General features: G+C 64.1%; 28 protein-coding genes. 9 read left to right on the forward strand and 19 right to left on the reverse strand.

Annotated elements, in window-relative coordinates; genetic code table 11:
- Position 1: 1 nt before the first annotated feature.
- The 8 genes from H0S73_RS18240 to H0S73_RS18275 all read right to left on the reverse strand — a co-directional run bounded on the left by H0S73_RS18240 (position 2) and on the right by H0S73_RS18275 (position 4,357).
- Positions 2–685: a phage tail tape measure protein gene (locus H0S73_RS18240; RefSeq protein ID WP_343058408.1), complete on the reverse strand. Its 684-nt coding sequence runs from the start codon at positions 683–685 to the stop codon at positions 2–4.
- A gap of 203 nt (positions 686–888) precedes the next feature.
- Positions 889–1,461 carry a hypothetical protein gene (locus H0S73_RS18245; protein ID WP_181053479.1) on the reverse strand — a complete coding sequence of 191 codons (573 nt, stop codon included), beginning with the start codon at positions 1,459–1,461 and terminating at the stop codon, positions 889–891.
- Positions 1,458–1,679, reverse strand: coding sequence for a phage tail assembly chaperone (locus H0S73_RS18250; RefSeq protein ID WP_181053480.1), 222 nt, complete (start codon positions 1,677–1,679; stop codon positions 1,458–1,460). The genes H0S73_RS18245 and H0S73_RS18250 overlap by 4 nt, the downstream gene beginning before the upstream one ends.
- 47 nt (positions 1,680–1,726) lie before the next feature.
- Complete coding sequence (locus H0S73_RS18255) at positions 1,727–2,059, reverse strand: gene transfer agent family protein (protein ID WP_181053481.1); 333 nt, start codon at positions 2,057–2,059, stop codon at positions 1,727–1,729.
- 257 nt (positions 2,060–2,316) lie between these two features.
- A complete protein-coding gene (locus H0S73_RS18260; RefSeq protein WP_181053482.1) occupies positions 2,317–2,727 on the reverse strand; it encodes a phage major tail protein, TP901-1 family in 411 nt (136 codons plus the stop codon).
- Between the two features lie 53 nt (positions 2,728–2,780).
- Positions 2,781–3,191 (reverse strand): DUF3168 domain-containing protein, encoded by a 411-nt coding sequence (locus tag H0S73_RS18265; RefSeq protein ID WP_181053483.1) that lies wholly within the window; start codon positions 3,189–3,191, stop codon positions 2,781–2,783.
- The gene (locus H0S73_RS18270; RefSeq protein ID WP_181053484.1) at positions 3,188–3,523 is read right to left on the reverse strand and encodes a phage head closure protein; all 336 of its coding nucleotides are present in this window, start codon (positions 3,521–3,523) and stop codon (positions 3,188–3,190) included. Before H0S73_RS18270 ends, H0S73_RS18265 begins: the two co-directional genes overlap by 4 nt.
- A gap of 267 nt (positions 3,524–3,790) precedes the next feature.
- Positions 3,791–4,357 carry a head-tail connector protein gene (locus H0S73_RS18275; RefSeq protein WP_181053485.1) on the reverse strand — a complete coding sequence of 189 codons (567 nt, stop codon included), beginning with the start codon at positions 4,355–4,357 and terminating at the stop codon, positions 3,791–3,793.
- Positions 4,358–4,381: 24 nt separating this feature from the next.
- On the opposite strand from H0S73_RS18275, the gene H0S73_RS18280 reads away from it, so the two are divergent.
- Together H0S73_RS18280 and H0S73_RS18285 are read left to right on the forward strand one after the other, a co-directional pair.
- Positions 4,382–5,122 (forward strand): S1 family peptidase, encoded by a 741-nt coding sequence (locus H0S73_RS18280; RefSeq protein WP_181053486.1) that lies wholly within the window; start codon positions 4,382–4,384, stop codon positions 5,120–5,122.
- An 80-nt stretch (positions 5,123–5,202) separates the two neighbouring features.
- On the forward strand, positions 5,203–6,000 hold the full coding sequence (locus H0S73_RS18285) for a S1 family peptidase (protein WP_181053487.1): 798 nt from the start codon (positions 5,203–5,205) through the stop codon (positions 5,998–6,000).
- A 158-nt stretch (positions 6,001–6,158) separates the two neighbouring features.
- On the opposite strand, the gene H0S73_RS18290 is transcribed toward H0S73_RS18285, so the two are convergent.
- The 9 genes from H0S73_RS18290 to H0S73_RS18330 form a co-directional block, all read right to left on the reverse strand.
- Positions 6,159–7,397 carry a phage major capsid protein gene (locus H0S73_RS18290; RefSeq protein WP_181053488.1) on the reverse strand — a complete coding sequence of 413 codons (1,239 nt, stop codon included), beginning with the start codon at positions 7,395–7,397 and terminating at the stop codon, positions 6,159–6,161.
- Positions 7,398–7,478: 81 nt separating this feature from the next.
- Positions 7,479–7,682 (reverse strand): hypothetical protein, encoded by a 204-nt coding sequence (locus H0S73_RS18295; protein ID WP_181053489.1) that lies wholly within the window; start codon positions 7,680–7,682, stop codon positions 7,479–7,481.
- A 109-nt stretch (positions 7,683–7,791) separates the two neighbouring features.
- Positions 7,792–8,328, reverse strand: a complete 537-nt coding sequence (locus tag H0S73_RS18300) for an HK97 family phage prohead protease (protein WP_181053490.1) — start codon at positions 8,326–8,328, stop codon at positions 7,792–7,794.
- Positions 8,325–8,474 (reverse strand): hypothetical protein, encoded by a 150-nt coding sequence (locus tag H0S73_RS18305; RefSeq protein ID WP_181053491.1) that lies wholly within the window; start codon positions 8,472–8,474, stop codon positions 8,325–8,327. The genes H0S73_RS18300 and H0S73_RS18305 overlap by 4 nt, the downstream gene beginning before the upstream one ends.
- Entirely contained in the window at positions 8,471–8,671 is a 201-nt protein-coding gene (locus H0S73_RS18310) for a hypothetical protein (RefSeq protein ID WP_181053492.1), read from the reverse strand. Before H0S73_RS18310 ends, H0S73_RS18305 begins: the two co-directional genes overlap by 4 nt.
- Before the next feature lie 353 nt (positions 8,672–9,024).
- Positions 9,025–10,200 (reverse strand): phage portal protein, encoded by a 1,176-nt coding sequence (locus tag H0S73_RS18315; protein ID WP_181053493.1) that lies wholly within the window; start codon positions 10,198–10,200, stop codon positions 9,025–9,027.
- 832 nt (positions 10,201–11,032) lie between these two features.
- A complete protein-coding gene (locus H0S73_RS18320) occupies positions 11,033–12,361 on the reverse strand; it encodes a DNA-packaging protein (protein ID WP_484502642.1) in 1,329 nt (442 codons plus the stop codon).
- Positions 12,294–12,842: a hypothetical protein gene (locus H0S73_RS18325; RefSeq protein WP_181053494.1), complete on the reverse strand. Its 549-nt coding sequence runs from the start codon at positions 12,840–12,842 to the stop codon at positions 12,294–12,296. Before H0S73_RS18325 ends, H0S73_RS18320 begins: the two co-directional genes overlap by 68 nt.
- Before the next feature lie 506 nt (positions 12,843–13,348).
- Positions 13,349–14,380 carry an endonuclease/exonuclease/phosphatase family protein gene (locus tag H0S73_RS18330; protein ID WP_181053495.1) on the reverse strand — a complete coding sequence of 344 codons (1,032 nt, stop codon included), beginning with the start codon at positions 14,378–14,380 and terminating at the stop codon, positions 13,349–13,351.
- A gap of 160 nt (positions 14,381–14,540) precedes the next feature.
- Between H0S73_RS18330 and H0S73_RS18335 the strand changes: the two genes are divergently transcribed.
- The 6 genes from H0S73_RS18335 (at position 14,541) to H0S73_RS18360 (ending at position 20,305) form a co-directional block, all read left to right on the forward strand.
- Positions 14,541–14,735: a hypothetical protein gene (locus H0S73_RS18335; RefSeq protein ID WP_181053496.1), complete on the forward strand. Its 195-nt coding sequence runs from the start codon at positions 14,541–14,543 to the stop codon at positions 14,733–14,735.
- 135 nt (positions 14,736–14,870) lie between these two features.
- Complete coding sequence (locus H0S73_RS18340) at positions 14,871–16,361, forward strand: sensor histidine kinase (RefSeq protein ID WP_181053497.1); 1,491 nt, start codon at positions 14,871–14,873, stop codon at positions 16,359–16,361.
- A gap of 136 nt (positions 16,362–16,497) precedes the next feature.
- Positions 16,498–17,586: a TRAP transporter substrate-binding protein gene (locus H0S73_RS18345; RefSeq protein WP_181053498.1), complete on the forward strand. Its 1,089-nt coding sequence runs from the start codon at positions 16,498–16,500 to the stop codon at positions 17,584–17,586.
- Between the two features lie 160 nt (positions 17,587–17,746).
- A complete protein-coding gene (locus tag H0S73_RS18350; protein ID WP_181053499.1) occupies positions 17,747–18,337 on the forward strand; it encodes a DUF2939 domain-containing protein in 591 nt (196 codons plus the stop codon).
- A gap of 430 nt (positions 18,338–18,767) precedes the next feature.
- Positions 18,768–19,850, forward strand: a complete 1,083-nt coding sequence (locus tag H0S73_RS18355; RefSeq protein ID WP_181053500.1) for an AI-2E family transporter — start codon at positions 18,768–18,770, stop codon at positions 19,848–19,850.
- A 116-nt stretch (positions 19,851–19,966) separates the two neighbouring features.
- A complete protein-coding gene (locus H0S73_RS18360) occupies positions 19,967–20,305 on the forward strand; it encodes a hypothetical protein (protein ID WP_181053501.1) in 339 nt (112 codons plus the stop codon).
- A 308-nt stretch (positions 20,306–20,613) separates the two neighbouring features.
- Here H0S73_RS18360 and H0S73_RS26155 read toward each other — a convergent pair whose 3' ends face one another.
- Together H0S73_RS26155 and H0S73_RS18370 are read right to left on the reverse strand one after the other, a co-directional pair.
- Positions 20,614–22,005 (reverse strand): M10 family metallopeptidase, encoded by a 1,392-nt coding sequence (locus H0S73_RS26155; RefSeq protein ID WP_181053502.1) that lies wholly within the window; start codon positions 22,003–22,005, stop codon positions 20,614–20,616.
- Positions 22,006–22,250: 245 nt separating this feature from the next.
- Positions 22,251–22,754, reverse strand: coding sequence for a YcgN family cysteine cluster protein (locus tag H0S73_RS18370; protein WP_181053503.1), 504 nt, complete (start codon positions 22,752–22,754; stop codon positions 22,251–22,253).
- Positions 22,755–22,993: 239 nt separating this feature from the next.
- Between H0S73_RS18370 and H0S73_RS18375 the strand changes: the two genes are divergently transcribed.
- Positions 22,994–25,177 (forward strand): transglycosylase domain-containing protein, encoded by a 2,184-nt coding sequence (locus H0S73_RS18375; RefSeq protein ID WP_202049826.1) that lies wholly within the window; start codon positions 22,994–22,996, stop codon positions 25,175–25,177.
- The last annotated feature ends 24 nt before the right edge of the window (positions 25,178–25,201 follow it).

The following is a 25,201-nucleotide window of genomic DNA, read 5'->3' on the forward strand; positions in this document are numbered from 1 at the left end:
CCTACATCCCGCGCTGGCCGCGCGCGACGGCCCGGGCCAGAGCGGCGGAGACCTGCGCCTCGGAGCGGCGGAAGCTCTCCGCATCGGGCGTCGAAACGTTCACCGTCACCGAGAGCGGACGCCCTCCTCCACCGCCGCGCACGCCGAGCCGCCCGTCGGGCCCGCGCGCCAGCGGCATCACCGCCTCGGCGCCCTGCTCGCCCATGAGGCCGAGCCCGCGCCCGAGCGGAAAATAAGTCGGCGCGCCGATCACCCCGCCCTGGGCGAACGGCATCACCATGCCGCGCGAGAACGCGCCGCCCTTGGCGAAAGCGGCGCCTCCCCCGCCGAACAGGGAGCCGAGGACGGAACCCAGCCCCTTGACGACCCCGTCGAGCAGGCCGCCGCCATCGAGCGGCAGCGACCCCTGCATCGATCCCGCCATCAAGCCCTTGAGACTTTGGCTCAAGGCCAGCTGCAGGGGCGCCAGGCCCAGGCGCAGCCCACTTTCCACAAGGGATTGTCGAACAGACTTTATAACATTATCAAATTTCTTGCCTTCCGCGATATTCTTGGCGAAAGCGTTGGACAGGGAGTCGCCGAACTTTTCGGAGAGGCCAATGAGCGTGGTGAGCTGGCGTTTGCGGTCTTCATCGATTGCCTTCTCGGCAGGGGTCATTTTCTCTGGATTAAGAGGATCCTTCACGACTGCTCTCCTTCTAGGGTGCGTGGCGGCTGGCTGCACAACGTCGAAGCGGCCCGAGCCGGTTTACGTTTCGAAACTCTCCGACGCAGAACTCAAGCAAGCCAAAAGGGAGTGTTCATACGAAGCTGAGAAGGCAACTGCGTCCGTCAAACCCGGATACGCTTATTATCCCTGGCTACGTGTCTACGTGATGTGCCTTGATCTCAAAGGAGTGAAATACGTTGAAGAGCATTGAGGGCAAAGCAAGTTAGAAACACTCTCCCGATCACATGAGAGATATCAGTTTTGATGCCTTCCGCGATGTTCTTGGCAAAAGCATTGGACAGGGAGTCGCCGAACTTTTCGGAGAGGCCGATGAGCGTGGTGAGCTGGCGGGCGCGATCTTTCTTTATCTCCGACTCTGGAGAGCAATCTTTCCATACTTGCTTGTTGTCAGCCGTTCTACGCTTCTCTGTATCTTTAATTTTTCCACTTACATTACTCGCGGGCTGCAAAACGACGGCAAGGCCAGACTTCGTTTTCGATGCACAAGGCTTGTCGCAACAGCAGTATTCCCGAGCCGGAGCAGGGTGCGAATTGGAGGCTGAGAAGGCTGCGATCCAAGCCAAAAACAGCATCACGGCTGGAGAAAATTGGCGAAAAATCTTTGTGCTCTGCATGGAAGCGAAGGGGGCTCGCTTTCTTGGGACAACGGACCAGTTTCCTGAGAAAAAAACAATGATTCCACGGTCTCCAACGACTGCCTTCTCCATGATCGTATCGGGGATCTTCTTCACCTATCCGGAAACGCCTCCATCAGCCGCCTGAGATCGCCGCTCAGCGCCGGTCCGGGTTTCCGTCCGCCACTCAATCCGTCCCAGGCCGCCATCAATTCGCGCGGCGTCGCGCGCCAGAAGGCGTCGGGGCTCCAGCGCAGGATGCCGAGGCAAAGCGTCAGCGCGTCGTCCCAGGGGAAGGCGTGGGGCTCGCATCCCGCGCGGCGTGGATCGGGCACGCCGTTCTCCTCGTTCGAATGCGCATCGCCCGGTTTCGAACGATGCGCTAGGGAGGGTTTGGCGTTGCCTCGCTCGCGCCGAAGGTCGTGACGAGAAGATCGGCAAGGGCCGCGGCCACAGGCTCGATGCCGTCGTGGAGCGGCAGTTTCGCCACCTCCGCGTCGCTCATCGCCTGACCGCCGCCGCGCAACGCGACGGCAAGCAGCGTGAGGAGGTCGCGGCTCGACAGGCGGCCCGAGCCGAAGCGCTCGCCGAGCGCCATGAGATCCTGCACGCCGAAAGCCTCTTCGAGTTCCGCGAGCGCGCCGAGCGTGAGGCACAGGGTATAGCGCGTGTCGCCGAGCTGCAGCGCCACCTCGCCCCGTCGTCTGTTGGGCATGGTCGTTCCTTTGTTTGGGGGAGTGTCATTCCCGGCGCACGCAGTGCGGGAAGGGGATCCATGGCGATGTGCCTGGTTCTGGATCCCCTTCCCTCGCCTGCGGCTCGCCGGGGATGACACCTGCTAAGTCATGGCCGGCCCTGTGCCGGCCATCCCGGTTTGGTGAAGCGCAGCGCCTCATGCAATCGGGATCACCGGGACAAGCCCGGTGATGACGTGATGGGTTTCAATGCCGTCCGCGTCGATCGATCATCCGCTTACAGCGCCACGAAGGCGAGCGCGCCCGCGGATTCGAACGCCATCTCGAACGTCACCTCGCCCGCGTGGTCGCCGCGGTATTCCAGGCTCGTGATCTGGAACGGGCCTTCGATGCGGCCGAAATCCGGGATGACGATCTGGTAGGCGAGAATGTCGCCGTCGAAGAAGACCTGGCGCATGCGCGCATCCGAGGCGTCGTCCTTGAATACGCCGGAGCCGGAGATCGACGCGCGGCGCACGCCGACGCCGGCGAGCAGCTCGCGCCAGCGCCCGGCGGATTCCGCATGGGTCACGTCCACGGTCTCGGCATTGAAGGCGATCTGGCGCGTGCGCAGTCCAGCCACGGTCACGAAGCCGATGCCGCCATCGCCGATCTTGATGAGCAGGTCCTTGCCCTTCTGAGCAGGCATGGGATGTCCTTTGTTGAATGAGGGAAAAGAATGACGGGCGCTCTACGCGCGCCTCACACCACCTCCGTCACCGCGCGCAGGCGCAAGGTGACGCGGGTGAGGCCGCTGTCCCTGTCGCGTCCGGAGGAGAGTTCGGTGACGCGCAGGTTGACGAGCCGGTGCCCGTCGAGCGGCAGCGACGCATCGTCGAGAAGCGCGTCGAAGCGCTCGGCAACGGAGAGCGCCGTCCGGGCGCCGCCGCGCTCGGACCAGACGACGATGCCGATATCCTGTTCGTGGCCGCGATCCTGATCCGTGGACCAATCCGACGCGCGCGTGTCCGAGAACAGGGCATAGACCGGCTCGGCGCCGCGCGGCGGCTCGTCGTAGAGGCGCAGAGCCCCTCCCATGAGCGTGCACAGCTGCGTGTCCGCGCCGGCCGCGTCGAGGATCGCGCGGCGAAGCGCGAGAACGGGGCTGGTCATGCGCGCATCTCCTCGACGAGGCAGACGAGATCGCGCTTCGATCCGTCCGGATCGGTCGCGGCCCGGATGGCGAAGCGACGCAGGCCGACGCTCAGACGCATGGCGCCGGTCACGCCATCGCGATAGCGCAGGGTGATGCGATGGGTCAGGCTCTGCTCCGGACGGTCGGCACGCACGCGCTCGGAGCCGGAGAGCATCTCGATGGCGCCCCAGAGCTGGGGTCCGGGCGTGTAGGTGCGGATGACGCCGCCGAAGCCGTCGGGCCGCTCGAGCGGCATTTCGAGTACGAACCGGCGCGCCCGCGCGCCGATGGGGACAGGTTTTGGTTTCATGGCAATGTCTTTGGGAGGGAAAACGGAGCATCTGAGCCACACGTCGCGCCTCGCCGAATTTGATCCGGAGAGGCGTGCCGGTAACCTTGCTTCCAGGTACTCTCACCTCATCCCGAGGAGGTCGCGAAGCGACCGTCTCGAAGGAGGATCCAGCGTGCACCGGAAGCTCCTTCGAGACGCAGCTGCGCTGCTCTTCAGGATGAGGATGGAGAGTTGAAACCGAGACTGGAGATCACCGGCACTGAGTCGGCCATGACGTGGCGAGGGTTAAATTCGCACTCTTTGAAAAGGCGCCACCAAGGCGAGCGCCTCCGGCGGCAGGATCTGCTCGCCGATGGCGTCGCCCCGGTTCTCGAACCAATGGGCCACGAGAATGCGGATTGCGAGCTTCAGGGTGGCGGGCACTGCCTCGGGCGCGGTGCCGTAGCCGGCCCGCAGCTCGATGGAGATGCCGTTCCTCGTCTTGCCCGGCTGCGCCGCGTCGCCGACCAGGATGCGCGGCGGATCGCACAGCGCATCGGTCTCGAAGGCATCGGCCGGGACCTCGGAGGTGCCGCCCGATAAATCCGCCACCGTGATGCGGTCGACCGCGATCAAGGGCGAGATCGGCAGCAGAACCGCTCCGCCGGCAGGCCAGCAACCCAGCCCCCCGCGCCAGCGCTGCTCGATCAGGCCCCGCCGCGAGGCCGCCTCGACCATGAGCCGCGCCGCCTTGACGAGCCCCGCGACCAGGTCGTCCTGCGTGACGTCGTCGTCATCGACGCGGAGATAAGCCTTCATCTCACCGAGCGTAACGGGCTCGACGGCGGGGCCGCTGATGAATATGGGAATCATCGTGAACAGGAATCCTTTGAAGTCATGCAACGTCTGGTTTTGATCTGCCTTGCCCTGCCGCTGATGGCCGCGCAGGCGAAAGCCGTCGTCGGCGGCGCCGAGGACGAAGGCCCCCTCGCCCGCCGAAGCGTGATGGTCCTGAGTTCGAACGGCGGCGTGTGCAGCGCCGTGGTGCTGGCGAAGGACGTGGTGCTCACCGCCGCCCATTGCGTGACGGGCGCCGCCGAGCACCGGGTGCATTTTCGCGACGAGACCGGCGAACCGGTGCTGATCACACCGGCCGCCAAGGCGGTGCATCCGGGCTACAACGCGAAGGCTATCGAGACCCGGCAGCGTTCCATCGATCTCGCCCTGGTGAGGATCCCCGAGGCTCTGCCCGCGCGGTTCGAGCGGGCGACGCTCTCCGTCGGAACCGTCGCGAAGAACAGCCCGGTCGTCGTCGGCGGCTACGGCCTTGCCCGCGAGGGCGAGGCCAAGAGTTCCGGCACCTTCCGCACTACATCTCTGACCGCCATCGAGCCCTACGGCCCGAGCAGGATCCTGCTTTGGGCGGACGGCTCCGGCACGGCCAGCGCCTGCCAGGGCGATTCCGGCGGGCCGATGGCCTCGGGATCATCCGTCGCGGCGATCACGAGCTGGTCGTCGCCGGCGAAGGGGCGAAGCTGCGGAGGCGTGACGCAGGGCATCCTCGTCGGTCCGCAGCGCGAATGGATCGACCGGATCCTGAAAGGCTGGAATCGCACCGCTCTCTGGAACGAGAACTAGTTTTCCCTAACGTAAGGAACTATCCTGACAGCCAAGATCTTGCCTTAAAAAATCCTTCTCCCATACGGCATCATCATTCCATGCGCGCATTGCCAACCCTTGCCCTTGCCGTCTTCGCCCTTGTGGCCACTCCCGCCTGGGCCGTCCTGCAAGGCGCCACCTCGCGCGATCCCGATGGGCTGCGCCGGTCCGTGGTGTCGATCGAGAGCTCCACGGGCGAACTCTGCTCCGGTGTGGTGGTCGGGCCGGACCTCGTGCTCACCGCCGCCCATTGCATGACGGATCGGGCCGCCTACCGGGTCACGGCACTCAACCGCGCCTTCAAGCAACAGCGGTTCGACGTCGCCGCGCTGGCGGTTCACCCGACCTTCGTGCCAGGCACGACGCCGCGCACGCAGCCCGGGATCGACCTCGCCCTTCTCAAGCTCGACCGCCCGCTCGGCCCAGATTTCCTGCCTCTCAACCCGTCCCAGGCGGGCCGGATCGATGTGGGCGACGGCGTGACGATCGCCGGCTTCGGCGTATTGACCGAGCGAGCCAAGCGCACGGCCCGGACTCTGCGCCAGACGAACTTGGTATCGCTCGGCCCCATCGAAGTGGCCAACCGCGTCCTGATCGTCGCCGACCGCAACCGGTTGGCGGAAACGACCGGCGCCGGCGCCTGCAGGGGCGATTCCGGCGGGCCGATCCTGGCCGCCACCCAGTCTGGCTATCTGCTCTACGGCATCACGAGCTGGTCGAGCGGCCCCTTGCGCAGCCGGGAGCGGAGCGCCTGCGGCGGCCTCACGGCCGTGACCCCCATCGTCGAGCATATCGGCTGGATCTCGTCGAACATGCGTCATCTCGGGGCGATGAACGGCACATGGACGGGGAATTAGGGGCCTCGCCATTTGGCTTTGTCAGCTAGACACCCCCTCACGTCACGGCCGACCCTGTGCCGGCCGTCCCGATTTCTTAAAGCGTCGCGCCTCAACCAATCGGGATCACCGGCACAAGGCCGGTGATGATGTGGACAGGCCGGTTGTAGGCCTCGCCTTTAAGCCGCGAACTTCAGCAGCTTGATCGCCGCGTAATCCTGCACGCCGCCGCCGACGCGCTTCGTCGTGTAGAACAGCACGTAAGGCTTGGCGGAATACGGATCGCGCAGCACGCGCATGCCCGCACGGTCGACGATGAGATAGCCGCGCTTGAAGTCGCCGAAAGCAACCGCGCATTCATTCGCCGCGATGTCCGGCATGTCCTCGGCCTCGACGACGGGGAAGCCCATCAGGGTCGCGGCCTGGCCCACGCTCGCGGGCGGAGCCCAGAGGTACTGGCCGTTATCGTCCTTGAACCGGCGGATCGCGCTCTGCGTCTTGCGGTTCATCACGAAGGAGGCGTTCTGGCGGTAACCGGCCTTGAGGGCGTAGATCAGGTCCACCAGCACGTCGGACGGGTTGTCCGCCGGGAAGCTCGCGCCGCCCGTCCGCACCGTGCCGAGCTTGCCCCATTCCCAAACCTCCTCCTCGACCGTCTCGGCGGAGAGGAAGCCCTTGGGCTTGTTGACGCCGTCGCCGGTCACGAAGGCGGTGCTTTCCTGCTCGGCGAAGGCCGCCTCGACTTCCTCGGCGATCCAGCGGTCGATATCGACCACCGCGTCGTCGAGTAGGGTCTGCGTGGCGGCCGGCATGGCATAGAGTTCCATGGCCGGGAAGCTCATCTCGGAAAGCGTCGGGCTCGCCGTCTGCGGGCGGGCCGCCGCCTCTCCGACCCAGCCCGTCGCCGGGCCTGTGACCGAGAAGGCGCGCTTGTACTGACCGCCGGAAATCACCCGCACGGACGAGATGGAGCGGATCGGAGAGATGGCGGAGAGACGGCGCAGAACCTCGGTCTCGACCGTGTCGGGCACGAGATAGCCGCCATCGGGACCGGAGCCGGCGGACAGGGCTTTCTCCTCGAGCCGCTTCAGGCCCGATGCCTCGCCGCTGCGGATGTAGGAATGGAACGCCGCCTTGTGCTCTCCTTTCGCCGGATCGCGCGCGATGTCCGTGGCGCTGCCCAGGGGTGGACGGGAGCGGTTGAGGGAGAGACGGTCGAGGCGGCGCTTGGCGTCGTCGAGGGCGGTGTCGATGCGGGTGAGCTTCTCGTCCGTCACCACGTCGCTCGACAGCCTCGTCTCGATCTCGGACAGGCGCGTGTCGTTGGTTTCCTTGAACGCCTCGAAGGCGCGGGCGAAATCCTCGAAGGCCGAGGTGACGTCATCGGAAACGGCTTTGGTGTCTACAACTGGGATCATGTCAATCAATCGATTCTGAATGCTTCAACGAAAAAGGCCCGCCGAGAGGCGGGCCCGTTTATTTCCCCGTGAGGGAAAGGCTTACATGCGGCGTGCGGTGCGGCGCGCCGAGCGGGCGACGGTCGGACCGGTCACCGCGCCGACCGCGCCACCGGCTACCGCGCCGACGGGACCGGCCACGGCACCGACGCCAGCGCCGACGGCCGCGCCGCCGACGCGCTCTTCCGTGGTGGTGCAGGCGGCTGCCGCGAGGCCGAGGAGTGCGACGAAAGCGAGCTTCTTCATGAAATCCTCCCAACAAGCGCGGAGCCCAGACACCTTCCGGATGAAGAAAGGGCCCGCCGCGTCCGCGAACCATGCGGGCGATCTTCTAACGCGCTCCTACGGACAAGGTTCAGGACAATAATCGCACCGTAGCCCTGCGGATGCTGGCGGCGAGCGTCGGTTCCGTGTGCTTCACGGTTTCGACCCGCGCGTCGGGCAGCATCGGGAAGGTCACGACGGAGATCTCCCACAGGTCGAGCTTCTCCAGCCGGCGCAGGCCGGTGGGCCGCTCGGAGCGGGCGCGCTCGACGCGAAAGCCGATGGAGAGGCCGTCGACGGCGCCCTCGCGCATGAGCGCGTGGATCTCCCGCGCACGCTCCACGGCCAGGCTGAGCTTGCCGCGCACGCGCAGGCCCCGCTGGTCCTCCTCGATCGTGAGCCAGCGTCCGATGGGCTGGCCCGGATCGTGCTGCCAGAGCAGCCGAACGGCGGACGCGCCGCGCTTGCGCAAAGAATCCGAGAACGCGCCCGGCATGACCACGTCCTTTCCGAGATCGGCCGTGCCGAACAGGCTGGCATAGCCTTCGAACACGCCGTCGACATCGACCGCGTTCAGCGGCTCGGCCAGGAACTTACGCTCCCGGATGATGGGCAGGCCGGGCTTCATCGCGCGGCTCCGCGGATGGTCTTCGGCGGCTTCGCGTCGAGCTTCTCGAGCTGGCGCACGAAGTCGCGGAACACGAGCGTGGCGCGGCCCTGCCCGTCTCGCGCGGCCTTCGGCTTGCGCGGCGTGCGGGCGATGGAGCGGGTCATGAGGGGTCTCCCGAATGGCGGCGGTTGAAGAGGGACAGCTCGCGCACGAACGCATCGAACCGGCGATTGGCCGCGAACAGATCGCGCAAGGTCATGGCAAGCAAAGCGGACGCCCCGCTCGCCCAGACGAAGAGGGCGAGGTGGGCAAGATCGCCGCGCCGGATGACGGCCTCGGTGATCTGGTCGAATGAGTTCATATTTTGTTCCTGCGCAAGGACTCCGTCAGGGTGGGTGCGCGTGGGGTTGGGATGATCACGGTTTCGGTGGGGCGCGGTTGCGTGCGGCCTCTCGAGCGGTGTTTTTTGTCTCTTTTACTCAGATGTCATCGCCGGCCCTGTGCCGGCCATCCGGATGCTGTGGACACTTCGCTGTCATCCCCGGCGCACATAGTGCGGGAAGGGGATCCAGGGTGCTTGGCGTGCGGGTGGATTCCCTTCCTACGATGGCTTCGCATCACCGGCCGGGAATGACGCTGACGGCGCTTCAGGCGATCGGGATCACCGGGACAAGCCCGGTGAAGTCGTCGCGCCGATGGTGACGGCGAGCGCCTTCACCCCCGCCTTCCCTTGCGTCCCGCAGCACGCCCGTAGCCCACGGCCTCGCGCTTCTCGTCGTCGGACAGGAACGTTGCCGCCGAGACGCGGCGCCAGAGGCTCTCGCGTTCGTCGGCAAGCGCCTCGATGGCGTCGAGGTCGGGCTCGAGGCGCAGGGTCTCGCCGAATGCCGGAGCGAGCCAGTGCGACAGCGATTCCGCCGTGCGCTTCACGAGAGGGATCACAGTCTGGCGATAGAAGGCGCGGTTGGCTTCGGCGTAGTTCGCATGGGTGCTGTCGCCGGGAAGGCCGAGCAGCAGCGGCGGCACGCCGAAGGCGAGCGCGATCTCGCGGGCGGCGGCGGCTTTCGCCTCGACGAAGTCCATATCCTTCGGCGAGAGCGAGAGCGGCCGCCAGTCGAGGCCGCCTTCGAGGAGCAGCGGGCGGCCGGCATTGGCGGCGCCCTGGTAATTGGTTTCGAGCTCGCTCTTCAACCGGTCGAACTGAGCGTCGGTGAGCGTCGCGCCGCCGACCACGAGGGCCCCGGAGGGACGCGCCGCGTTGTCGAGCAGCGCCTTGTTCCAGGCGCCCGCCGCATTGTGGATGTCGAGCGCGGTCGCGGCCGCCTCCATGGGCGAGAGGCCGTAATGATCGTCCGCCGGATGGAACAGGGTCAGGTGCAGGATCGGCGGCAGGGGCTCGTCGTCGCGGATGGCGAAACGCACGACCTGCGTACCGACTGCATATTCATAGGCCCCCGGCCAGCCGTCCGCGTCCGGCACCACGCGCATCCGGTCGGGCCGCAGGGCATAGAGCTCGTGCAGCGCGCCGTCGAGGCTCACCGCCTCCACATAGGCGTTGCCGGACACCATGAGGTGGCCGTAGAGGCTCTCCAGGAAGCGCTGTCCGGTCTCGCGCGCATTCGGCCGCGAGAGCAGGGACAGGAGCGGATGCGCCGCAAGCTCGCGGTCCTCACTCTTGAGCACCAGCGGCAGCGATGCAGCCGCCTCGCTCACGAGCCGCACGGCGCGATGCACGATGGCGTTCTTCTGGAATCCTTCGCGGGACAATGCCGTATAATCGCGCGGCGTCCACACGGCGCGTCCGGCGACATAGAGCGCGACTGCGCTTTGCGCGCGCGAAGCCTTGGCCTCGGGCGGCGCCTGAAGCCAGCGGGTCAGTCGATTGAGCATGGAAAACTCCTGCCCGAACGGGGCATGAAGGGTGAAGGTGCGAGTATCTTTCGTGATGTTATGGTCAGGCCGGTAACGACACCCACACGTCATGGCCGGCCCTGTGCCGGCCATCCCGACATGGAGACGCGCGGCGTTTCAGGTCATCGGGATCACCGGGACTGATCCCCGGATCAAGTCCGGGGACGGTGATGACGTGAGGGAGACAGCTGCACCGACGCCTCTGCCCTTGCCCTCCCGCGATTCAGAATGGCGACAACTTCCGCATCCGGTGATGAAGAAGCGGGCAGTTTCCGTCAGGTTGTCATTGGATGGTCACAGGCCATGGAGTAATCTTCAGATGTTGCGGGGCATCCGGCGACATTCACGCGCCAGCCGAGCTGGTCCACCCACTTGGCTGGCGCGACCATCAGTTTCTCGAGCTCTGTCGTCCTTTCTCCTATTCGGGACGACATGAGGCAGATGGCGGGGCGGATCGGCACGGATGGACTGCCATCCGCCCCAGCCTTCCGGCGAATGGCCGCCCTGCTTGCGATACTTGAAACGGTTCCGTCTCCACGTTTGCAGCATCGGCTCTAAAGTGGTGTCCCCTTTCGGGTCGCATGCTCCAAAGACTCACTCCATGAGGAGACGTTGAGGATCGCGCGTCACCACATAGCTTATGCATCGTGGCTCCGTCTTTTGCCCCTACGGGAGTCACGGCGCCCCGGCTGGAGACTTGCGTGAACGTTGTGCTTCGGCTGGGGCGTTTTTTAAGCCATGGGCAATGCCTCTGACGCTCACCCCTCCCCCTGGGCTTCATCCTTCGAGACGATCGCTGCGCCGCCTGGCATTACAACACCCGCACACGCGGCTCGCGCTTCTCCCGCAGCATCAGTTCGGTCAGCGCCCAGACGAGCGCGTCCATGCGATCGGGCGAGCGGCCTGAGGTGAGGCCGCCCGGCCCAAAGTCGCAGAGCTCGTCCTCGAGTTCCGGCAGCGCGCCCACATGGCGCACGCGGGCCTGCGCGTAGAGCACGGAAACCGGCTCGGCGCGCAGGTACTTGCCGCGCGTCGCGCGCACGCCGATCACCGGCACGGACGGATCGACCTCGCGGATCACGCCGGTCGCCATCTCGCCGCCCTGGTTCGTCTCGACGACGAGCGCATCGGCCTCGAAGCGCCGGTAAAGCGCCACGGCCTTAGCGGCCCATTCCGGCGGCTTCAGGTGCGCGGCCGTCGCATCCTCGAGCACATAGGCGATGCCGTTCTCATCCATCCCGGCCGCAACGATCCCGCAGGAATCGGCGCGCTTCGACGAGGAGGCGGGAGGATCGACGGCAACGACGATGCGGGCAAGCGGCGGCGCGGCGGCGATCCGGTTCTCCTCGATCACGTCGCGGGTCCACAGGGCATCCGGACGATCCTCGATGATGTCCCCGTCGAGCTCCTGCCGCCCGAGCCGCGTGCCCGCATAGCGGCGCATGACGGTGTCGAGAAAGACCGGCGCCAAATTCTCCGCATTGTCGGATGTCCGCACCCGCGACACCGCCACCGACGGATCGGCGAGGAAGCGCTTGATGAGCGGGATCGGCCGCGGGGTGGTCGTCACCATCTGGCGCGGATGCGCCCCGAGGCGAAGGCCGAATTGCAGCATGTCCCAAGTCTCCTCCACGTGCTTCCACTTGGCGAGTTCGTCGGCCCAGGCGGCGTCGAATTGCGGCCCGCGCAGGGAATCCGGATCCTCGGCCGAGAACACATGCGCGACCGCGCCGTTCGCCCATTCGAGCTTGCGCAGGGACGGCGACCAGGCGGGACGCTCATGGCGCGCATGGATGGAGAGAATGCCCGCGGGCCCTTCCACCATCACGTTACGCGCGTCCGAGAAGGTCTCGCCGATCAGCGCGATGCGCCGTGACGATTGATGGGCGAAATCGGGTTGCGCAAGCGCGATGCCGCGCACCCATTCGGCGCCGGTGCGGGTCTTGCCCGCCCCGCGCCCGCCGAGCATGAGCCATGTCGTCCAAGGATCGTGGTTGCGCGCGAGACCCGGCAATCGCTGCTCGGGCCGGCAACGGATCGGCCAATGGCGCAGAACCTGTTCGAAATCGTCTTCAGACCAGGATGCCGTCGCATCCGCGAGCCTCCTCTTCCGCAATAACCCGGTTAAGATGGTGAGCAAGTTCGTCGCGCAGCTCGTTGAGGCTGCGTCTCGGTTTATCGTGATGCTCGCTGTCATCGAGCGGGGAGCCTTCCTGTTCCAGCAGGGCCCGGGCGGCCGCCAGCGTCCTGGCATAGGAGGCGAGCCGTCGGGCCGTCTTGTCGTGATCCTTGGCGCGTCCGGTGCGCTGCTCGTCCATGAGCGCGTCGATCTGAACCCGCGTCGCCTGGGCGAGAGCCCGGGCCGCATCGTTCACGGATGCTTCGGCGGCCTTGTGAAGGCCCGCGACGCCGCCCTCATTCCGGGCGGCCTTGCTCAAGGCGTTCGCCTCGAGGGCGGCGTGGCGCGACGGCCAGCCCCAGCGCTGGCGCATTCGCGCGAAGTGGCTGGCGCTGACGCCGAGGAGTTTGTGGATGTCCGGCAGATGCTTGCTCGGCTCGCGGGCATAGATCTCCCAAGCCTGCTGCCTCTGCTCGTCGGTGACGTCGATTCTCTGGCGCATGGAGTAGCCAATAAAAAACCGCCCAGGCGAAAGCTCTGGGCGGTGGAGGGACACCGAAACCGTGATGCGGGGGCTGCATTCACACTTCGTCAGTGTTCACGTTTTGTACTCTAAGAGCGTCACGCTGTCAAGGTGATTGTGTATCATGTTGGGGATTTGAGACGCCGTAAGGGTTTGCACCGTCGCCCGCCTTCCGTGAAGACGCGTTGTCCACAGGCGAAGGGGCGAGTCGGCAGCCCTGGATCAGATCCGCTCTCGTCCCAAAAGATGCTTCCGGAAAGTTCTCCTAACGGCCGCACGCACGGACAATGTTTCATGTATGGGCGATCAAAATCGGAACATACGATAACTCAAATGAAACGTCACGACAGTAACTATAAGTCATAGCGTCAATTCTCAGCCTAAAACCGCCAAGATCCGGGAGGATATTAATTGTTATTATTTTCGTTCAATCCATGCCGCTCTGGTTATCGCAAATATCTACGCGGCCGAACCTCGATTTTCAATCAAGGGAAGCTCACATCGACCGTGATCATCTCGTGATCCGACACGGCCCTGCCCTGCTCGTCCAGTGCCGGTACGAGCAGCGGATTCGTTGCGGTAAGGCCGCGCACAACCAGCCAGTCGAGCTTTCCGAAGGGCGGTTCGTGCTTGCCGGTCGGTCCCGGCGTCTGGGTCGGCAACGCCAGGTTTGCGTGCTGCCACGCGAAGCCCGCCTCCTTCAGATCGGCGAACAGCGGCTCGTCGCGCTCGGGGGCCTCGAGCAGGAGATGCCGCTCATCCTCTCCACGCGGCAAAGCCTTGGTGTTGAAATCCCCGCCGATGACGCAGGGCTCGTTCGGCGCGATGGTCTCGAGCGCGCGCAGGAGGGCGTGGATCTGAGCCCGGCGATCCGCCGGGGCGGTCTTGCTTTCGAGATGCGTGCCGACGATCCAGAGCGGTGCCGGTGCCCCGGAGACACGGGCGGCCAGTGCCATCCGCCCGCCGATTCGCCGTTGCGCCCCATCGAAGCCCGAGAACCACAGGCCGTTCTCGTCCAGGGGAATCAGGTGCGGCGCCTCCAGGGCCAGCGCGCTCACGATGGCATTGCCATGAAGGCTGCAGGCATTCCGCTCACCCGCATGAGCGCGCATCTCCTGCGGGTCACCGAGATCGAGTTCCACGAACTCGACGCCGTAGAGATAGCCCTCGCCCGTCCCGGCGGTGAGATCGCGGATATTATGCGCGTTGCCTGACCGGGCCATGCCAAGATCGACCTCGCTGAACAGCGCGATATGGGCGCCGGCCAGGGTCATCAGACGGCGAACCGCCGGCCGGTCCTTCATGCGTTCGGCATTGAAGGCCGCGATTCTCAACGTCCCGGGCCAGGGAATCGGGCGCGCGGGCGGCTCCTGCTCGATGGCCTGAAAGGCGGGAATGCGCGCGAGGAACGTCCGATACGCGTCCCCGCTTCGTGCTGCATCCTGGCGGGCTTCGTCCAGGACCGGGACTTTCGGGGCGTCGAGTCTCGGCACTGTCCGATGAACGACGGGGCGCATGGAACCGGCAGCTCGAAAAAGTTTCATCGCAGAGAGGAAATTAGGGCACACTCCTCTTGCCGTAACGGCACTTCTCGGGAATCTTTCCGCGCGGCCTTAGGAACTTATTGGGACGCAGGCCGTTATGTGTGCGCATCAAGCTTTGCAGGGGAGAAGGCCCATGATCTTTTGGGCTGTTGTTTCCGCGCTCGTCATGGGCGCTTTCGCTTATTTGGGCGACCCCTCTTCCATCCTCGTGAGCGTGGCCGAGATCGGCGGCGTCATTGCCATGTTCATGCTGATCTGCGCCGCGGAAGCCTTCAGTGTTCCGAAGGGCCCGAACTTCGACAAAGGCCAGGCACAGCCTGAATCCTGACCCCAGGTAGACCGGACGAATGGGATCCGTCGGCGGGGTCGGCGAAAGGACCGCTAGGCCTCTCAGCCTGCGGCCTCTTGAAACATAGGAACGTTGCGTTAAGTTACGCCCCGTGATTATGTTTCATGAACGGACATGCCCGGCATCGCTTTGATCTCACCCGTGGATTTGGAGCAACTCACCGGCGACTTCGCCGCCTCTGTCTCCGAGCAATCCAAAGGCGCCCCGGACAGTGCCCTGCAAGAGGCACTCGCCCACACGATCGAAGCGAAGGTGCAGGCCCAGCTCTCGGTGGTGCTTGAGGGCATCGGGGACGCGTTCTATTCCCTCGATGATCAATGGCGGTTCAGCTACATCAACCGCATGGCGGAAAGCTTCTTCGGCGAGCCCCGCCATTCCATGCTGCGCAGGGTGATTTGGGACGTGTTCCCCGAAGCCGGGGGGACCGACCTGAGGCGGCGCTACGAAGAGGTCTTCGCCTCCGGCCAACCCCTCTCCTTCGATGCACAAGCCATCGGGCGCCCGGGGCATCACCTGGAGTTCAATGTCTTTCCTTATAAGGGCGGTCTCGGCGTCAGCTTCCGAGACTGGACGGAGCGCCGCTGCGCCGAGGAGGAACTGCGCGAGCGCCAGGCGCAGATCAGCGCGCTGGCCGACAATCTCCCCCTCGGCATGGTCTATCAGATGGATAACGGCGTCGGCTATGAGGGCCGCCGCTTCATCTACGTCTCGGCCAGTTGCGAGCGGCTGAACGGCATCCCTGCGGACAAGGTCCCGGGGGATCAAAGTCTTCTCTTCAATCTCATTCTCCCCGAGTTCCGCGAGCCCGTCTATCGGGCGCAGCTGGAAGCGCACGCTCAGCTCAAGCCCCTCGACATCGAGTTCGCCATCCGCCATGCCAGGACCGGCGAGATCCGCTGGCAGCGCATCGTCGATGCGCCACGCAGGCTACCGAACGGCAAGATCGTCTGGGATGGAATTCAGATCGACATCACCGATCAGAAGCGTGCCGAGGATCATCAGCGGCTTCTGATCAATGAGTTGAATCATCGGGTGAAGAACACGCTCGCCACGGTTCAATCCCTTGCGGCACAAAGCTTTCGCAGCGTCGGGGCGCAAAGTATCGATTCCCTGCCCTCCGCCTGCGCCTCCTTCGAGGAGCGGCTTTTCGCCCTCGCCCGCGCCCATGACGTGCTGACGCGGGAGAACTGGGATGGAGCCGATTTCTCGGATGTTCTCAGCCAGGCATGCATGCCCTACCGGACCGATGGGGCAGAGTGCCGCCGCATCGAGATCGGCGGACCGGACCTGCGGATCTCGCCGTCCATGGCCCTCAGCTTTTCCATGATTCTGCACGAGCTTTTCACCAATGCCCTCAAGTACGGCGCCTTGAGCAACGCATCGGGCCGTGTGCGCATCTCCTGGTCGACCCTCGCCGGCACGCCGGGCTCGCGCCTGTCGATGCGGTGGGAAGAGCATGGGGGCCCTCGGGTGGACCCTCCGTCCCGCAAGGGATTCGGGTCGCGGCTCATCCAGGACGGCATAGCCCGGGAACTGAACGGCACCGTAGCCCTGAGCTACGATCCGGACGGGGTCGTCTGCACCGTCGACGTGCCGCTTCCTTGAGGAGGACCAAGCACGTTTTCACAAGGCGCATAGATCATTAGTCGATAGAGCCGTCAGGCTTCTTGCGAACGCAACCTAATTTAGTGTCAATAGGGCGCAAGTGACGAAAGTCACTCTCCAGAGAGGAAAAAAAGCAATGAAACGTCGTCAATTTATGCAGGCCGCAGCGGTTGGGGCCGCCGCGACCGCCGTCGCCGCCCCGGCCATCGCCCAGTCGATGCCCGAGCTGAAGTGGCGCCTGCAGTCCGGCTTCCCCAAATCCCTCGACACCATCTACGGCGGCGCCGAAGTGATCGCGAAGTTCGTCTCCGAGGCGACGGACGGCAAGTTCCAGATCCAGCCCTTCGCGGCCGGTGAAATCGTCGGCCAGCCTCAGATCGCCGACGCGGTCGGCAACGGCACCATCGAGATGGGCCACACCTGCTCCTACTACTACTTCGGCAAGGATCCGACCTTCGCTCTCGGCACGGCGGCTCCGTTCGGTCTCAATGCCCGCCAGATGAATGCCTGGCTCTATCAGGGCGGCGGCAACGACCTGCTGAACGAATTCTACGCCAAGCACAACCTCTACGGCATGCCGGCCGGCAACACCGGCGTGCAGATGGGCGGCTGGTACCGCAAGGAGATCAAGACCGTCGACGACCTGAAGGGCCTGAAGATCCGTATCGCCGGCATCGCCGGCCTGGTGATGCAGAAGCTCGGCGCCGTGCCGCAGCAGATCCCCGGTGGCGACATCTACCCGTCGCTCGAGCGCGGCACCATCGACGCCGCCGAGTGGGTTGGCCCCTACGACGACGAGAAGCTCGGCTTCTCGAAAGTGGCCCCGTACTACTACTATCCGGGCTTCTGGGAGGGCGGTCCCGCGATCCACCTCTTCATCAACCAGGCCAAGTGGAAAGAACTCCCCAAGTCGTATCAGGCCATCCTGACCGCGGCCGCCGGCTATGCCAACAACGACATGCTGGCCAAGTACGACGCCCGGAATCCGGCCGCCCTGCGCCGTCTGCTCGGATCGGGAACGCAGCTGCGTCCGTTCTCGCAGGAGATTCTCGAAGCCGCCTACAAGGCCACCAACGAGGTCTTCGATGAGGTCTCGGCCAAGAACGCCGACTTCAAGAAGATCATCGACGCGGTCAAGGCGTTCCGGAACGAAGAATATCTCTGGTTCCAAGTGGCCGAATACGCCTACGACACCTTCATGATCCGCGCCCGCGCCCGCGGCTGATCTTCACTCAAGACAATCCTGAAAAAGGGCGGCCTACCGGTCGCCCTTTTTTGTTGCCATCTTTGTCCCTACATAAATTCTCTCAGGTCGCGACGCCGTTCTTGACGGCATCAACTCTACGGTAAGTCCTTTCCTTCCATTCAAAGGTACTCCCTGGACGATGCGCTGGACTTTGCGGATCAGCTTTCTCCTCTTTCTGGCCTGGGCCATCTTCATGGTCTCGCCTTTCGTCGCGCTCTACGACCTCTCCAAGGCCGTTGAAGCCAGGGACATGGACCGGATCACGGAGCGGGTGAACTTCAACGCGCTTCGCGCCTCCCTCGCCCGGCAGATCCTGGGCGAATTCCTGAAGACGCAGGACCTCGGCGGGCTGGACCGGCAAACGGCCGCCCAAGCCGGGACCGCAACGCTCAACCCCGTGCTCGAGGAACTCATCACACCGCATGCCCTCCTCGATCTTCTCGATGACGGGCAGCTGCAGCGCTACGAAGGAGCCGCGGGCGGCAAAGGCATCCTGACCCCTCCGGGTTTCGATGCCGCGTCCATTGAGACAGCCTGGCGGACATTCATCCTGTCGGAGACGCAAGGCTTTCGCTCCATCACCATCCCGGTCCCCGTCGATGAACCGAAGACACGGCAGTTCAAGATCACCTTGCGCCTGAGCAGCGCCACCTGGCGGCTGACCGGAATCGACCTTCCTGACACACTCAGAAAAGAATTGACCAAGCGCGCAGCAGCCGCGACGAAGTAAAAGCCTTCATCAGGCCTGCACGGCCGCCATCCGATAAAGACCGAAGGATCCGAGACGCCGAAAAGCCCGCCTGAAAGGACAGGCGGGCTTTTCGTTACGCGGGACTTGAACGCAAATTCCGGCACATCTCTTCCATACAGAAGAGTATTGACGACGCTCTTCAGTGGACGAACAACCACCCGACCGTCGCAAGTGGAAATACTGTGCCAAGAATAAAACAGATGACTTGTGAGGTCATTTCCATTCCCTCCATGGCACGATAACCATGAATACCGGAATGCGTTCCCCAAAAATGACCAATTTATTAAAATCAAGGACGCTCAATACGTAAATGCGAGGCTCAATCTAACCTACTTATACATCTCGACCGCCCACGGGAACCGAGCTGAGCCGCTCTGATTGTCACCATAGCGAAGGTGAGGCGTAAACGATGGATGATCAGAACCGTTCCGTTCGTGGGCTCATGGGAGACGCGGAATTCGTCCGCAAGACTTTCATCGTGCTCGGCATAGGCGTGTTTGCCCTCCTGCTGTGGACGCTATCGGACGTTCTCCTCCTCGCCTTCGGCGCCGTCCTCGTGGCGATCCTGCTGCATGCGGCCTCGGATGCGCTCGTGCGCTATCTCAAGGTCCCCGAGCGCTGGAGCTTGACCGTTGCCGCCCTGATCATCTTCGCGCTGCTCCTCGCCATCATCGCGCTTTTCGGAACGCAGGTACGGTCCCAGTTCTCGAACGTGGTCGAACAGCTTCCCCTCGCCATCGACAACTTCGCCAAGCAGCTCGGCCTCGGCGCCGTCAGCGACGATCTGTCCGAAATCGTGAGCAATGCGCCCGTCGGTGGAATGGCGGCCCGCCTTGCCGGGATCGGCGGCGCTATTCTCAACGGCCTCGCCGACTTCGCCCTGGTGGTGCTCGCAGGCCTCTACATCGCGGCCGCGCCTCGTCTCTACAGGCAGGGCTTCGTCAAGCTGTTTCCCATCCGCCATCACGCCCGCGTGGAGAGTTCGCTGCAGGCATCCGGTCAGGCCCTGAGGCTCTGGCTCACGGCCCAGCTGATCGCCATGTCCTGCGTGGCAATTCTGTCGACCATTGCCTTCTGGCTGATCGGCCTGCCCTCGGCGATCGCACTCGGCCTCATCGCGGGCCTGGCCGATTTCATCCCGTTCCTCGGCCCGATCCTCGGGGCGTTGCCTGCCGTCCTGATCGCATTCGGCGTGAGCGGAGAGACGGCGCTCTGGACGATGCTCGCGGTCATCGCCATCCAGCAAGTCGAAGGCAACATCATCTTTCCCCTCGTGGCGCGCAGCGTCATCAGTATCCCTCCGGCCCTGGCATTGTTCGCCATCCTGATCGGCAGCGCCCTGTTCGGCGCCTTCGGCCTGATCTTCGGCTTCCCGCTTGCCGTGGTTGCCTATGTGCTGGTCAAGAAGCTCTACGTGCGGGAGACGCTGGGGGAACACACGGAAGTCCCTGGCGAGTCCGGCAGCGATCAACAGGAAGCGCCGGGCGCGTGACCGAAGGATTAGCTCATGAGTCGAAACCCGGTCCTGCGGCACGGATCTAAAGGCTTAAGTGGATTTACGCCAAGCTGGAACAGATCTGAAATGACGCGCAGCGCAGGGAGCCCGCCATGAAGGCCTATATGCTCGGTATGATTGTGCTGCTCGGAAGCCTTTCGGACATTCCCGCCATGGCACAGCAGCTGCCCCGGTTCAATATCGAGGCGACCTGCAAGGAGGCTCGGCCCCTTACCCCGCAGGATACCAACCCCTACGAGAGCTGCATGAGGGACGAGACGGCAGCGGAACGCCAGCTTAGAGACATCTGGAGCAGCGCGGCTGAAGGCACACGTGCGACCTGCGCAAGGGAAGCGCAGATCGGCGGGACGCCGAGCTATGTCGACATGCTCACCTGTCTACAGGTCGCTCAGGGCACGCCCCCGACCGTGACGTCGCGCCGCCGGAAATAGGCGCGATAACGTCTACGTCCCAAGCCAAAACATCGCATGCAGCAGCCGCTCCGACGCCAAGTGTCAGGATCGCGGTTTCGGGATAGGGTTCGAGTGACGCGGTTTCGGCTCTTCGACCAGACGGAAACTTACAGGTTGCGATTTCCAATCGGACGGCAATTGAAGCGGTACGGTACACGTGGTCAGCAGGCTCCGGCCCTCTCGGTTCCGGACCTCGAACACGAAGCCCGGCCGCTCCATTTGCGCGCAGCTCTGCCACTGGTCGAAATCGACCCAATCGCTCATCGGCGTAACCTCATGATGCTTCATCAGAGATAAAGGTCGGCGGCCGTCAGCGTCGAGATGCCGGCGACATTGATGCGAAAGTCGGCGATCCTGTCGCCGTTCACGTCTCCCGCCAGCACACCACCGGTGAAGTTCAATTGGCCTGCATGGCCCGAGAAGCCTGCGCCGCCGAGGAACGAGAAGGCCTGATCGCCGCCGGTCGCCGTACTGGCATCGATGCTTCGCAGATCGATGTGGTCGGTCCCTCGCACGAAATCCAGAACCGTATCGCGGGCATTAGGTGTGGAGTCCTTGATGGAGTTGAAATCGAAGATGTCCGCTCCGCCGCCGCCGGTAAGCGTATCGGCTCCAATGCCGCCGTCCAGGATGTCCGCCCCACCGAGCCCGTAGAGTTTGTCCGCTCCCGCACCACCCTTGAGCAGGTTTGCGCCGTCGTTGCCGGTCAGCGTATCGTTGCCCGATCCACCCACCGCATTCTCGATGAGAGAACGTGTATCGCCCTGATAGAGCAAAGCATTGGCAATATTGCCGACTGCGACCTTCGAGCCGTCCCAGCTCAGCTTCGCAAGCTGAGCGTTGGACGTCTTGGTCCATTCGCCCGGGCGCAGATCGATTTTGAGATTGGTCGTATAGTTCGAGAGATTGTACGTATCGTTGCCGCCCCCATCCCAGATCGTCAGGAAGATCCTGTTGTCGCCAGGGGCCCCTTGGGCCACGCCATTGATGCTCATCTCGCCCGTGGCAGGATTCCAGGAATAGGTCGAGTTGCCGCTGTTCGTGGCATAGTTCGCCCCGTACATGTGCTGCACGGCCGCGATATCGTACATCATCAGCGACTGCGCATATCCCCAGGTCTCATTGGTGTAACCCGACGTCGTGGAGCCCCCGAGATACGAGCGGTAGCTCATGACCGTATACTCCAGAGAGTCCCGGTCCTGCGGCATGACGTTGCCTTCATGCGGATGGTCGAGCCCGATCGCATGCCCGAGCTCGTGCAGGAAGACCATGGAGGCGTAGTTGCCCTTGGCCGTGCTGGTGAAATAGCCGTTCGAGAGGTTGAACCAGACATCTCCGCCCTCTGCTGCCGTCGAGGGAAGATAAGCCCATGCGGTCGGTGTCGCGTCCGACATGGCCAAGCGCACATCGGCATGCTGCGTGGCCGTTTCATCCATCTCCGTGAAGGTCAGGTTCGCAACGGAGGCATAGGCCTTCAAGGCATTGCGGGCGGTTGTCTGCTGAATAGAGCCGAGGCCCTGGAAGTTGGTTATGTTTTCCGCAGCACCGTAGGACGTTCCGTAGGTCGATCCGCTTGTCGGGAAACTATAGGTTACGTTGTTCGATCCCCATTTATAATCGCCAAGAACACCATCGACATACGCATTTCCAGTCAGGCCATAAGTAGCAATAGCAGACATAAAACACCCTGTTCGGAAATTATTCTGAAAACTAAGAAATCAGAACTTCTCTAAGACTGACGAGGGTTGCCGTTGGGAGCGATGCTGGCAATTACTCCAAAAGAGGTATTCTTCGGCTTGATGCGCGGATTTTAGTTCGGATATGCCGCAATCGAGCAGCGATTTTCCGTGCATTTCCCTGGGATGGAGACGCTCGCGCCGGGCTCCTCGCCACGTCCAAGTCTGCGACGCTTTGCCTCCGAACGTTACTCCCCACGCACGCTGGGATCCTCCATCGGCCAATCGGTGATGCGCTCCAGGAGCTCCGCGACGGTGAAATCCTCCTCCGGGCCGGCAACCCGGTCGCGGACGGAGATTCCGGCCGCATGCACCGTCTCCGGATCGCCCGAGACGAGCGGATGCCACCAATAGAGGTCGTGCCCCTCGGCTAGGAGCCTATAGGCGCAGGTATGGGGCAGCCAGGAGAGGCTCCGCACGGCCTGCGGCGTAAGCCGCACGCAATCGGCCACCTTGGCCTGGCGGTTCGGGTAATCTTTGCAGCGACAGGTCTGGTCGTTGAGGAGGGTACAGCCCACATCCGTGTACATCACCTCGGCCGTGTCCTCGTCCTCGAGCTTGACGAGACAGCAGCGGCCGCAGCCGTCGCAGAGGCTCTCCCACTCGTCCAGGGTCATGGCTTCGAGCGACTTCACGCGCCAGAAAGGTTGCTTCTCCGGCTGCGGGCGAACGAGGGGTGCGGCATTTGGCATGTGGGCGCTTTGACGTCTTTTTGAGGCGGTTTGAGGGAAGGTGCTAAGCCGCACACCGGGCAGCCTATCCTTCGGAAGAGGTAAATCTCTGTGAACCTACAAACAAGGTTCTGAGTTATATATATCGGCATCGCCACGCTTCGGCATTGCCGATAGGACATTCAAATATCATAAACTAGGCAGGTCAGGCCCTGACCTGCTCGAGGACCGTCGTGAGTCAGAAGCCCCCAATTCCTCTTATGACCCGGATCAAGCGCGGCGCGCTCTGGTTCGACGCGTGGCTCAACTCCACGCTGTATCAAAGCGGGCGCGGACTGGGCAGCGCGTGGGGCTGGTACTCGGAGAAAATGAAGTGTCTGCGGTTTCGCGGGCCTCTTCGCGGTATCCTCGACCTGACCAGCGAGGCGACGACGCTCGGCACTGCGGGCGGCATCGTCATGCTGGCGCTCGCCCTGCCGGCTTTCCGGGAGACGGAAGACGACTGGCTCAAGACCCAGGATCTCGCCGTCACCTTCCTCGACCGCTACGGCCAGGAGGTCGGGCGGCGGGGCCTTCACCTCGACGATTCCTACAAGCTCGAGGATTTCCCGGACTACATGATCAAGGCCGCGCTGGCGACGGAAGACCGGCGCTTCTACGATCACTGGGGCATCGACCCGATCGGCACCATGCGCGCCCTCATGGTCAACACCCAGGGCGGCGGCGTCGTGCAGGGCGGTTCCTCCATCACCCAGCAGCTGGCCAAGAACCTCTTCCTGACCAACGAGAGGTCCCTGGAGCGCAAGATCAAGGAAGCGTTCCTGGCGGTCTGGCTCGAATTCCACCTGACCAAGGATGAGATCCTCAAGCTCTATCTCGACCGCGCCTATATGGGCGGCGGCGCCCACGGCGTCGTGGCGGCGGCGGATTACTATTTCGGCAAGCCGGCCAAGGAATTGACCCTGGCCGAATCCGCCATGCTGGCCGGCCTGTTCAAGGCTCCGACCAAATATGCCCCGCACGTGAACCTGCCGGCGGCCCGCGCCCGGGCGAACGAGGTCCTGCGCAACATGGTCGAGGCCGGCTTCCTGACGGAAGGCCAGATCCAGACGGCCCGGCGCAATCCGGCGACCCCGGTCAACCGGCAGCGCGAGACCACGCCGGATTTCTATCTCGACTGGGCCTTCGAACAGGTGAAGGCGCTCGCGTCCGAGAAGAAGTTCGGCCACGAGCGGGTGCTGATCGTGAAGACCCCGCTCGACACGGCGCTCCAGCGGCATACGGAAGAGACGCTGGAGAACATGCTTCGCCAGCACGGCCGCCAGTACAAAGCCGGCCAAGGCGCCATCGTCGTCATGGACGTGGACGGCGCCGTCCGCACCATCGTCGGCGGGCGGGATTACGGGCAGAGCCAGTTCAACCGTGCCACGGCGGGATTGCGCCAGCCAGGCTCGTCCTTCAAGCCCTTCGTCTATGCCGCGGCCCTGACGACCAATCCGAAGCTGCGGCCCAATTCGACGGTCGTCGACCGGCCGATCTGCCTCGGCAACTGGTGCCCGCAGAACTATGGCCGCTCATTCGCCGGCGCCATGCCGCTGGTCTCGGCCCTAGCCCGCTCCATCAACTCGATCCCGGTCCAGATGTCCGTCGAGATCGGGAAGGGCAACGCCAAGGCGGGCCGCGCCGTGATCGTCGATACGGCCAAGCGCATGGGCCTCACCCACCCGCTGACGGATTCGAGCTCGCTCCCCATCGGCGCCGCCGAGGTCACGCCGATCGACATGGCGGCCTCGTACGCGGTCTTCGCCAATGGCGGCAAGCGCGCCGATCCCTATGCCGCCTGGGAGGTCCGCAACTCTTCGGGCGAGGTCATCTACCGGCACGACCGGGACACGCCGCCCAAGCAGGTGCTCGACACCCGGGTCGTCAACGACATGAATTTCATGCTCAACAAGGTGGTCGAGGAAGGCACCGGCAAGCGGGCCGCGCTCGAAGGCATCCCGGCCGCCGGAAAGACCGGCACCACCAACGGCTACAAGGATGCCTGGTTCGTGGGCTATACGGGCAATCTCGTCGCCAGCGTCTGGTACGGCAATGACGATTCCCGCCCCATGAACGAGATGACCGGCGGCACGCTTCCGGCAATGACATGGCACGAGGTGATGGGCCTCGCCCATCAGAACCTGGAGATCCGCCCCATCCCCGGCGCGAGCCCGGCCAACGCCTTCCGCGTCGCCTCCTCGAAGGGCCAGGCGGCGGATCAGGCCCAGGCTCCGGCTCAGTCCTTCCTGGCCGGCACACTCTCCCGCAAGTCCTACGAGGTCCTTGGCGGAATCGGGACCCTGTTCCAGTCGGTCGACCGTTCGGTGACGACGGGCAAGGCGCCGGAGGCCCCGGGCGGCTCCGCCGCCGTGGACGGCCGCCGCCAAGTAGCGATGCCCTAACGAATGCACACAGAGGCTCCCTTG

The sequence above is a fragment of the Microvirga mediterraneensis genome (genome assembly GCF_013520865.1).
In the GTDB taxonomy this organism is placed as follows: Bacteria; Pseudomonadota; Alphaproteobacteria; order Rhizobiales; family Beijerinckiaceae; genus Microvirga; species Microvirga mediterraneensis.